Annotated in this window: 9 protein-coding genes and 1 tRNA gene; 5 read left to right on the top strand and 5 right to left on the bottom strand. The window is 51.3% G+C overall.

What is annotated here, in order from left to right; all coding sequences use genetic code 11:
• A tRNA-Met gene (locus AC2FIS_RS06940) sits at window positions 1–77 on the top strand.
• On the opposite strand, the gene AC2FIS_RS06935 is transcribed toward AC2FIS_RS06940, so the two are convergent.
• On the bottom strand, window positions 34–1,680 hold the full coding sequence (locus AC2FIS_RS06935) for a recombinase family protein (protein WP_496772535.1): 1,647 nt from the start codon (window positions 1,678–1,680) through the stop codon (window positions 34–36). The two genes, AC2FIS_RS06940 and AC2FIS_RS06935, sit on opposite strands and share 44 nt — an antisense overlap.
• A 97-nt stretch (window positions 1,681–1,777) precedes the next feature.
• Complete coding sequence (locus AC2FIS_RS06930) at window positions 1,778–1,945, bottom strand: hypothetical protein (RefSeq protein WP_496772518.1); 168 nt, start codon at window positions 1,943–1,945, stop codon at window positions 1,778–1,780.
• 391 nt (window positions 1,946–2,336) lie between these two features.
• Here AC2FIS_RS06930 and AC2FIS_RS06925 point away from each other — a divergent pair, with 391 nt between their 5' ends.
• Window positions 2,337–2,753: a hypothetical protein gene (locus AC2FIS_RS06925; protein ID WP_496772517.1), complete on the top strand. Its 417-nt coding sequence runs from the start codon at window positions 2,337–2,339 to the stop codon at window positions 2,751–2,753.
• On the opposite strand, the gene AC2FIS_RS06920 is transcribed toward AC2FIS_RS06925, so the two are convergent.
• From AC2FIS_RS06920 to AC2FIS_RS06910, 3 genes are all read right to left on the bottom strand, one after another.
• Entirely contained in the window at window positions 2,711–3,106 is a 396-nt protein-coding gene (locus AC2FIS_RS06920; RefSeq protein ID WP_496772516.1) for a hypothetical protein, read from the bottom strand. The genes AC2FIS_RS06925 and AC2FIS_RS06920 overlap by 43 nt on opposite strands.
• A gap of 2 nt (window positions 3,107–3,108) precedes the next feature.
• On the bottom strand, window positions 3,109–3,897 hold the full coding sequence (locus AC2FIS_RS06915) for a hypothetical protein (RefSeq protein WP_496772515.1): 789 nt from the start codon (window positions 3,895–3,897) through the stop codon (window positions 3,109–3,111).
• A gap of 166 nt (window positions 3,898–4,063) precedes the next feature.
• Window positions 4,064–4,828, bottom strand: coding sequence for a hypothetical protein (locus AC2FIS_RS06910; RefSeq protein ID WP_496772514.1), 765 nt, complete (start codon window positions 4,826–4,828; stop codon window positions 4,064–4,066).
• 683 nt (window positions 4,829–5,511) lie between these two features.
• Between AC2FIS_RS06910 and AC2FIS_RS06905 the strand changes: the two genes are divergently transcribed.
• The 3 genes from AC2FIS_RS06905 to AC2FIS_RS06895 all read left to right on the top strand — a co-directional run bounded on the left by AC2FIS_RS06905 (window position 5,512) and on the right by AC2FIS_RS06895 (window position 9,001).
• Entirely contained in the window at window positions 5,512–6,858 is a 1,347-nt protein-coding gene (locus AC2FIS_RS06905) for a DarT ssDNA thymidine ADP-ribosyltransferase family protein (protein WP_496772513.1), read from the top strand.
• The gene (locus tag AC2FIS_RS06900) at window positions 6,855–8,000 is read left to right on the top strand and encodes a macro domain-containing protein (RefSeq protein WP_496772512.1); all 1,146 of its coding nucleotides are present in this window, start codon (window positions 6,855–6,857) and stop codon (window positions 7,998–8,000) included. The genes AC2FIS_RS06905 and AC2FIS_RS06900 overlap by 4 nt, the downstream gene beginning before the upstream one ends.
• An 80-nt stretch (window positions 8,001–8,080) precedes the next feature.
• Window positions 8,081–9,001 (top strand): hypothetical protein, encoded by a 921-nt coding sequence (locus AC2FIS_RS06895; RefSeq protein WP_496772511.1) that lies wholly within the window; start codon window positions 8,081–8,083, stop codon window positions 8,999–9,001.
• The last annotated feature ends 2 nt before the right edge of the window (window positions 9,002–9,003 follow it).

The raw sequence follows: 9,003 nt of genomic DNA, 5'->3' as shown, positions 1-9,003 counted from the left end.
CGCGGGATGGAGCAGCCCGGTAGCTCGTCAGGCTCATAACCTGAAGGTCGTAGGTTCAAATCCTACTCCCGCAACCAACTTTAGCGAACTCTCGTCGGAAACAATGCCCGCCTCATCGGCGGGCTTTGCCTTGTTGAGCATGGCGACCAGATTGCCCTGCATATCCAGGACATGGTTCTTGGCGTCATGATTGTATGAAACGACGACACAATCCAAGAGCTCGTGCAGCTCATCACTTGCTCTGCCCGCCACTCCTTCGTCTGTCAGGGTTGCCACCAAGTCGTCGATATATCTGCGATACAGTGACGGCATATCATCCGGAAGCTCAATGGGTTTGGGAACCAGCCGAGCTCGAGTCCCTTGCAGCGTTTTGAGTTCCTGATCATATGAATTCAGACGCTCAACAATCACGCTCGAATGCTGGCCATTCTCAATGGCGTCCATCAGGTTGAAGATCTTCTTCTCAAGCTCCTTGGTCTTTTGGTCATGCAGACGGAGAGCCTCCCCGTTATCCTTCTCCTGGTGTTGTAGGTGACGGAGATAATGCGTTTTGAATTCCTGGAACGCTTCATCCTGCATCAAGTGTTCCCGCAGGCTGCTTAGGATGGTCTTTGCGGCAAGGTTTTCCTTCAGGCCTGGCATGCCTTTGCAGACCGATGATCCTTTCTCTTTCGCATTGGCGCAATTATAGCGCCGTGTCTTTGCTGAGCCTGCGACTGTCAGCTTGCCGCTGCACTGTGCGCACCGAAGCAGGTCAGACAGTAGATACTTTCGCCGACGCAGCGCCTGTGATGCAGACAGTCCTTTGGTGTCAGTAGGGCTACGCTTTGAACGCTTCCGTGCGAGGCTGTCCTGACGTTCCTTAACTGCAAGCCAGAGATTTTGGTCGAGAATGCGAAGCTCTGGCATTTCAGCGAGCAGCCAATCCTCTCGGGGAGCCGGCCGAGAGACGCGCTTTCCTGTTTCCGGATGTTTGGAATAGCGAAGCCGACCCCAGAGGTAGCGGCCAACATACAGTTCGTTGTTCAGGATCCCAGTCGCGCGTTCGCGGTTTCCATTAAGCGTGTTTTGCTTCCAGTGCCCCGATCCGTCGCCGCGCCCTCTTGGGGCTGGAATACCATCTCGGTTGAGACCTTCCGCAATTTTTTGAGGGGATTTTCCATCAGCGTATTCGCGGAATACCCTCCGGATGATTGCAGCATGTTCATCAACGACCTCCAGTTTTCCTGTGATAGCCTCCCCGCTCGCTTTTCTTGCCACTCGGTAGCCATAAGATAGACCGCCGCCGCTGTTGCCCTGGGCAACTCGCCCCGCTATCCCCCTGCGTGTTTTTCTCCCGAGATCCTCGAGGAACAGGGCAGCAATGCTGGAGAATATTCCGATATCCATTATGCCAAATTTGCGACCGATGTGATGCAGTTCCGTATCTGCATGAGTCGCGGCCTTGTAGAACGCTGAGACCAGCTCCAAATCTCGTCCCAGTCGATCAATGTGTTCGATCAATACAATATCGAACTTCCGATCACGGACCGCAGCAAGCAGTCTTTGATACTCCGGTCGGTCTCTGGTTGCACCTGAGATGCCACGATCCGCGAATGTCTCTACGACCGCCCAGCCTTGGCGTTCCGCGTATTGCCTACATTCCCGAAATTGGTCATCAACGGACTTCGGGTTTTGCATGTCTGTGGAATAGCGGGCGTAAAGGGCAGCGCGCGGCTGTTGCATGAAGTGGCTCCAGTTAATGTTCGCCAAACATGCTCAACTTTGTGAGTGAGCTTCAAGAGCAAAAAATCTCGCCTAAGGTGAAAAGCTCTCTTGGAACGCCAAGCGATTCCAATATGATAGGGAACACTGCATCTGGAGCTTCCTCGTTCGAGTTTCCCTCTTGGGACCCTTGTTTTGCGGCAACTTCAGCGATCAGGTCTATCATCTTCGAGAGGTTCATTCGGTTCTCCTTCGGCTGGGACACTGAAAACAGCAGCACGAAAGAGCTTTGAAACCTGAAGTATAGGCATGCGGAAGCCCGCGCCGTCCGTGGCGGTGCGGGCGTTTTGCCCAGGAAGAATCTTGTAAAGCGAATGGGGTGCTGGCGCAGCGGTTGTGTCTAAGCGCCTGAATACCCGCCGCTGATGGCAACTTCTGATCGGAACCCCTGCATCGATTCATTAGGAGGCCACCTTCCGCCCTAACGAAGGTGACCTGCTTTCGAAGCTGTTCAATCCATATCGTGCACCCGTAAGTCTCAATGCGAAAGAAAAAACCAATCTGCTTTGGAAGTGAATAAATTCGCCCCATCTCCCGTTAGCCAAACGCGTTATTCTAACGGAGATAAAATAATGACCGCGCAAATCATTCACATGGAGCCAGAAATTGAAGCTGCAATCCATGAGGGAAGGCTGACACAGATCGAACTCACCGATGCAAGAATGAAACTGTCAGATGGCGTGCTTTCCTTGAGGGCCAGTGATCTTCTCCCCCCGAAAATCAAGACAGGCGAAGCGGTCAAAGAGGCCAAGACCGCGAAGGAGCGACAGCGCGAGTTCGTGCAGCGAAAGAAGGAGGCAGGGTTCAAGAAGGACTGGCTTCATGAAAGCCTTCTGCGCCTCGCGGAGGAGGCCGGAGGACAAGAGAACATCGCGACGGTGGTCAAGAAATTGCGTCAGAGAGCCGAGGCGGCGGAACACCGGGCCGGGTCGGCTGAGGCCGAAGTTCAGCGGTTGAAGTTTCGCCGATGGTGGCTGTTCTGGCGCTGATCATCAGCAACATGTAGAGCGCTCATTTCAGCCAAAGTCAGGTTTCTATCGGAGCTATTAGGCAGTCCATTCCAACCAGGGCGCGGCGTAATTAGGTGAAGGAAGTGCAAAGACAGATGCATGGCATCAACGTCTTTTCCGATGAAGCCAAGGATAATTCCCTCCTGGAGCAGCGCTCGAACAACGCGGGTCAGGTCCTTCGATGTAATGTCTGGTGCCTTGTCAGCCGCGGCCTCAAAAACAGTCATTGCTGTTGCCTGTCGATCCTCTTTTGTTTTTCCGGCTACAAAATCAAGCAATGCTTCTCTCACCTCAGCAGGTGCTTTATCAAATCGTCCAAAAACAAGTGCCATTTTTACCTTTGTTCCTCGCTAATAAAATCCTGAATTTCTCGATGTAGTCGCCCGGCAGAACGAGAAAAAGCACGCCCTGTTCTGGCCGCCAGGCGCTCCGCTCCTTTGACCAAACGCGCCGCTTTCTGCGTATCTGCCGCCACTTTCTTTCGATCCTGGAGAAGCCCATAGATCTCAGGCTCTACCCGATCCTTCGCCGTTGTCTTCTTGCGTTCTGGACGTTGCACCTTCAGGCCCAGCTCATCCCGCAAATACTCGAACCAGGCGTCTTGAAGCGCACTTCCCTGAGAACGTCTGTCATCTTTGCCGTAACGCCGCTTGGCTTCTGCTTTTGTGAACTTCGAGACACTTGCGCGCATTGCGGTTCGGCCATCTTTGTAAGCGCGCTCATAGGTTGGCATCGCAAAAACATCGACAACATGTCTGCCGGTCTCATCTCTGTCGATTCGGGCTGCAAAGACGGCACGACCGCCATGAAACTTGTTCACAAACTGAACGGAATGGATGAGCATCTCATATTGCCCATGCTCATTAGCTTTCACCAATTCGGTTGGAAACTGGCAAATCACATGAAGAGCAGCGGTCTTCCCCTGTTGTGCCACTCCCGACATGTGGATTTCGCGCGCAGCTTTCAGATCCAGCGTGTTCCAGACGAGCGCAGTTTCATCGCGGATGCTGCGTTGCTTACCACTCCGATCATCTCTCTTGCCATGTCGCTCCATCGCTGCAAAGTCCGGCCATTTCAAAGCTGCCTGTCGGACCGCTCCGACCTTTCCTTTTTTATCCGTCATAGAGTGCAGGTAGGTCTGTTGTGCGGTTTTGAAAAAATTGGTTAACCCGCTAACCCTTTTTTTCTGCGGGAGAAAAAAGGCGGGCCCCTCCGGGGAGGTAAAGGCCGGACCGATGGGGCTCAAAACGCGCTTTTGTCCGACGCCAAAAAAGGAACCCGATCTGCTGTCAATGTGCTTCCTGGGCCGTCGGTTCAACAGCCCATAGAAGAGATCCTGGTGGGTGTTTCATGAATCGCCCATTGGGCCACTTGGTGTCTTTGTGACGCATTCTGATAACGATATCAGTATAGCCGGGACGAATTCCTGCTTGGACAAGCAACACGGCAAACGAGATGCCTGTTATGTCGGACCAATTTTGAAGTGAGGGGCGCAACTGACGTTTGATCTCTCCGGGAATGAGGGAGGGCATCACCGCCTTAGGACCGCTTTCGAAGCCTTTGTTTGGGCGGATCAGGCTGAATTCCGGCACGCGCTTCTTTCGATGCAACGCAATCTGCGCCAGAAGCGCACCATCAAATTTGCGCTGGCAGTGACCGATCTCGCTTGCATCGATGAGAGCGTAAATATCCATGTCGGACATTGTGTGAAAAAAACCCTCGGTAAATTTCCACGTCAGGAAACGACCATTCCTGGAGATCTCAAGGGCATCGAAAATTTCAGATATTGCTGCCAATTCAGAGACGGGCTTGGGTAAGAACCGACTTGACCCGGTCTTGGCGGGAAAGCAAAGTTCCCTGAGTTGAGTGATGAAAACGAAGTGCTCCATCGGCTTGTCACCATCAAACAATATGGTCGGCCACGACTCTTCGGTCTGATCTTGTAGAAATATGAGTGCATAAAGCAGCTTCGCAGTTGGTGGCGAAAACCGATACATTTTGATGACCTCTGCGACGTAAGCTGAGATCCGGAATTTGTGCTGTGGTGATGTCAATTTACTGCTCCTTTCGTGACAGAAAGGAAGTGGTGGTCTTCGCACGACGGAAGAAACGAATGGCAGTAATTTTCTGCATAATTGCGAGCCTTGCCTGCGATCTCTGCAGGAAAAGCTGCAAGGAAAAATATCTGGCTGCAAAGGTTTGTACAAAGGCTGCAAATGACGCAGAGAATTACTCTTATGTGTCTGAAATAAAGCCAAAAGTATCTGCGGAAGCTTGAAATATAGAAATCCCGAAATGAAGAAATGACACCTGATAGGGCTTTGAGGGTATAGGAAAAAAACATGAGCACGGCACTGATCGCTGCCCAGTCAGAAGTTGTTATTGTTGGGAGGGGAGGGTAAATTTCCCTCCTCAAAAGGTTGGGGGTGTCGTGCATTTCTCATACTGGAAATGTTGAGGTGCCAAACCTGACGCCGAGAGAATTTACTGAGAAAACAAACATGGAAAACCGGTCGCGAAAGACCATCAAACCAAACCCAAGGACTCTCCGTGAGGTGGAAGAAACTTGGGGCTCAGGTCACTGGTTCGCAAAACCTCAATTCCTGCTCCTGTAGCCAGCCAAGGAATGGAGGGTAGCGCCTCTCAAGCAAGGCCATGATTTATGGAGCAAGAAGGCGCTTGAAACCACCCTTCAAAAGGGAGATGAGAGTGGAATTATCCACAACAGGTTGTAGCCATGCCCATCCCACCGCAGTTTTCGAATAGGCGTTTTTACCATTTTACCCACATCGACAATTTACCTGGATTGTTAGCAACGGGGCTCCTGGCCAACGGTCACCCAGATTTTCCGACGGGTGTCCAGTCGATTGCTGAGGTGGGGATACAGGCTCGTAGATCACTCATGTGTGTTCCCTGCGGCCCAGGGGGAGTAGTTCATGACTATGTTCCATTTTATTTTGGTTCAAGAAGCCCAATGCTGCTTGGGGTAATTCACAAAAAAAATATTGATCAGAGCGACATCCTATACTTTGAATTCCCAATCTCGATTTTAGACCAACCAAATTCGGTGTTTACCGATGCCTCGGCTAATACTGCCGCACCGCCCAACTTTTACGCGGACCCTGCAGATTTAGATCAGCTCAATTGGGCCGAAATCGACTCTAACAAGTGGTCGAGTGCTACGCCAACCCTACGCCAACAGAGAATGGCTGAAGCTTTGGTTTTTCAACACGTCCCACTTTCTGCGGCCTCAACCTGTGTCGTTTGGAACGAGGAGGCGAAAGAGAAAGTAATAGAGCTAACAAAGGGGGTCGATGATTTTCCTGAAATTGGATTTCACGGTTCACCTCGGTGGCACTATTTCACGAACTTCACGGAGGCAGACAAAAAGGGGCAAAGCCTTGTGACAGGCCCAAAGGGAATCGCTTCAGTGTATTCCGCTGCCTGCGAGTATTTTGAAGAGCACATCGGTGCCAATGCCGAAACAGCGACATTTAAGGGACCTGAGGCCCTTCTGGAAGCCATCCGAGAGAATTTCGGATGTGTTCAAGAGACTTCGGAACTTGTCGGTCTGGAAACGGTCAATAAGGTTCATAGTGAGACTGTTGATGTGCACACACAGCAAGTTGTCGAGACCTTATTGGATTTGCCTGAGTTTCAAGACCTCGATAACCGTCAAAAAGGATTGGCCGAACTGGCCGCATATCTCCATGACATTGGCAAGGGTCCACGGGCGCGATGGTTGCACAAAGAGACAGGTGACTGCCTTCAAAAGAATGACCCGGATCATCCAGTGGGGGCTATGCCGATGATAGCCCGAATTTTCACTGAAGAAGTCGAGACAATCAAATTGAAGAATGCCAAGCTGATTGCAAAGCTTGTATGTTACCACGATCTTGTCGGGGATGTGTTGGGGCGAGGCAGGCTTGAAGCACAAATTGTAAAGGTGGCTGGCAGCGAAGAAGAACTGAAGCTCCTGTTCATGCTCGGGAAAGCTGACGCAACAACTTTAGGCTTTTTCTGGGATCAAGCGAAAGCAGATGATATGTATGCCCGAACTTTGGCGGCGATTGAAGCGAAATGATTGAATTTGTTGAAGGCGACATGTTCGCCACCGAGGCTGATATTCGCGTCAACACAGTGAATTGTGTCGGCGCAATGGGAGCTGGAGTGGCGCTTGCCTTCAAACGTCGCAGCCCGGAGATGTTCAAAGCATATCAAGCGGAATGTAAATTGGGCAACATTCGGCCTGGAGAGATGTATGTTTGGAAATCGCTTACGGGAGATTGGGTCGTCAATTTTCCAACTAAGCGTGATTGGCGAGATCATTCCCGCTATGAAGACATCGAGAGTGGCTTAGTTGCGCTGCGGGAATATCTTCAAGAACAAGGGGCTGTGACTGTTGCTCTACCTGCTCTTGGATGCGGCAACGGTGGCCTGGACTGGAAGAAAGTTTCCAAAATGATCAAGGGCGCTTTAAGTGACTTACAAGCGCATATCAAAGTTTTCGGGCCTTCCGCGTCTCGAATAGCTGGTCATTCTGCGAATACAGACCCGACTGAGGAAGAAATCGCGCGTGCAAATCAGATTGGGTTCTCAATTCTGCCAGAGCAAATACAGGCGGACATCGGAGCGGCGTCGCCAGCGTTCTATAAAGGCAACACAGCGCCGCTCTCAAGAAAGTGGATTGCGCTGATCCCTTCTCGCGCACCAGGAGAGCGAGAAATAGCTGCAATAACTTCAATCGCAAAGGCGTTTTCGAACACGCAGCGCGACGTGGACATTGCATTGACTCTAAACAATGCGACGAGTGAAAGTTTGGCGGATCTCTTGGCGACCGAAGGGCTGAACGCACTCTTAGTTCTCCCCTTCGGCGCGTTGACGAGAAGATCCCTTGAAAAACTGGGAAGTGGCCGTGCCAATGAGAAAATGGCGATGCTGTCTGTTGTGCCACCTTCTGAAAAATGGAGCCGGAAAAACTTTTCCATCACCATCGAGTTACTCCTGGCAAATTCTTGCGCGACAATTGTTACAGATCCATCCCCAGAGTGGTTGGTTGGAAAAAGTAGTCGAGCTTGGCAAAAGTGCCCGCTTTTTTTCCTGAATTATGGTCTGTTGGATCCGAGTATTCGTGACTCTTTGTCCAAGATTAACGCAGTTGCGATAAGCAAAGATATTAATTCCGGACAGCCCAAAATAGAACCGATCCTTGATTTGTGCGACTAACTGTTGATGGCCTAACAGGTGCCACTTCTATTCGCGCTTCAGACCCGAAAAGATCGATCTAACCCTGGATATTTGAGCCAATGATATTTGATACAAAGAAAGCCCTTAGCCTACCTGAAATCCGCAACTCTATTGTCAAGCGTGATGGCGTGCTCAGTCGTTTTGGGCAACTCTTCCGCGATCCGGCCAACCTGACCAAGCAAGACTACCTCGACTTCCTAAGCATCAAGCACAATCACCATTGGTCAGGGCTGGAGCGCCTCGGTCGCCCGGCTGCAGAAGACATGGAGAACCTGCGGGAAGCTGTGAGTATTCTGGTCGATGAAACCCTACCTCTGTCTCAGCGGTTTGATGCCGCCGAAGCACAGATCGATGGGGTAGGTAATGCAACTCTAACATCCATATTGCTTGTGGCCTATCCTGATCGTTATGGGGTTTGGAACGGAACCAGTGAGCCAGAAATGCGCGAGCGTGGCCTTTGGCCAGCCTTTCCAAGTGGAGCCAGCAAGGGCGAAAAATACGAGCTGATCAATGCTAAGCTGATCGACCTTGCACAAGATCATGGTGTTGACTTGTGGACTCTGGACGCGCTCTGGTGGGTGGGTAAGCTCGAACGGCAAAACACCGGTCATTACAAAGATGATTGGTTCAAGGCAGTTTGGCGAATGGCGGATCAGGCGGAAAAGACTGTAAGGCAATCGAATGGCCAGATAATTGATCGAACTGTCAAGAACAAGGACCTCAGGCTTTCCAAGGAGACGCTTATTAGCCATCTGAATGAACTGCTTGAAGAAACGGGCCACCGTTGCGCCATTACAGGATTGATATTGCAGGCTGCCGGCCCGGACGATCAGCTTCGGCCATCTCTGGATCGCATAGACAGTGACGGTCATTACGAGGCTGGGAACTTACAAGTTGTGGCGCGGTTCATCAATTTTTGGAAGCAAGCTACCCCAGACGCTGAGTTCCGCCGTCAGTTAGCCATGGTTCGGGGCGAATAGAG

The sequence above is a fragment of the Ruegeria sp. CDSB113 genome, assembly GCF_059611045.1.
This window is presented reverse-complemented; position numbering and strand designations above follow the sequence as displayed.

What these genes read in the sequence shown, in the direction of transcription:
- AC2FIS_RS06935 (WP_496772535.1), bottom strand. Translation starts at nt 1,680, where the DNA reads ATGCAAAACCCGAAGTCCGTTGATGACCAATTTCGGGAATGTAGGCAA.
- AC2FIS_RS06930 (WP_496772518.1), bottom strand. Translation starts at nt 1,945, where the DNA reads ATGAACCTCTCGAAGATGATAGACCTGATCGCTGAAGTTGCCGCAAAA.
- AC2FIS_RS06925 (WP_496772517.1), top strand. Translation starts at nt 2,337, where the DNA reads ATGACCGCGCAAATCATTCACATGGAGCCAGAAATTGAAGCTGCAATC.
- AC2FIS_RS06920 (WP_496772516.1), bottom strand. Translation starts at nt 3,106, where the DNA reads ATGGCACTTGTTTTTGGACGATTTGATAAAGCACCTGCTGAGGTGAGA.
- AC2FIS_RS06915 (WP_496772515.1), bottom strand. Translation starts at nt 3,897, where the DNA reads ATGACGGATAAAAAAGGAAAGGTCGGAGCGGTCCGACAGGCAGCTTTG.
- AC2FIS_RS06905 (WP_496772513.1), top strand. Translation starts at nt 5,512, where the DNA reads ATGCCCATCCCACCGCAGTTTTCGAATAGGCGTTTTTACCATTTTACC.
- AC2FIS_RS06900 (WP_496772512.1), top strand. Translation starts at nt 6,855, where the DNA reads ATGATTGAATTTGTTGAAGGCGACATGTTCGCCACCGAGGCTGATATT.
- AC2FIS_RS06895 (WP_496772511.1), top strand. Translation starts at nt 8,081, where the DNA reads ATGATATTTGATACAAAGAAAGCCCTTAGCCTACCTGAAATCCGCAAC.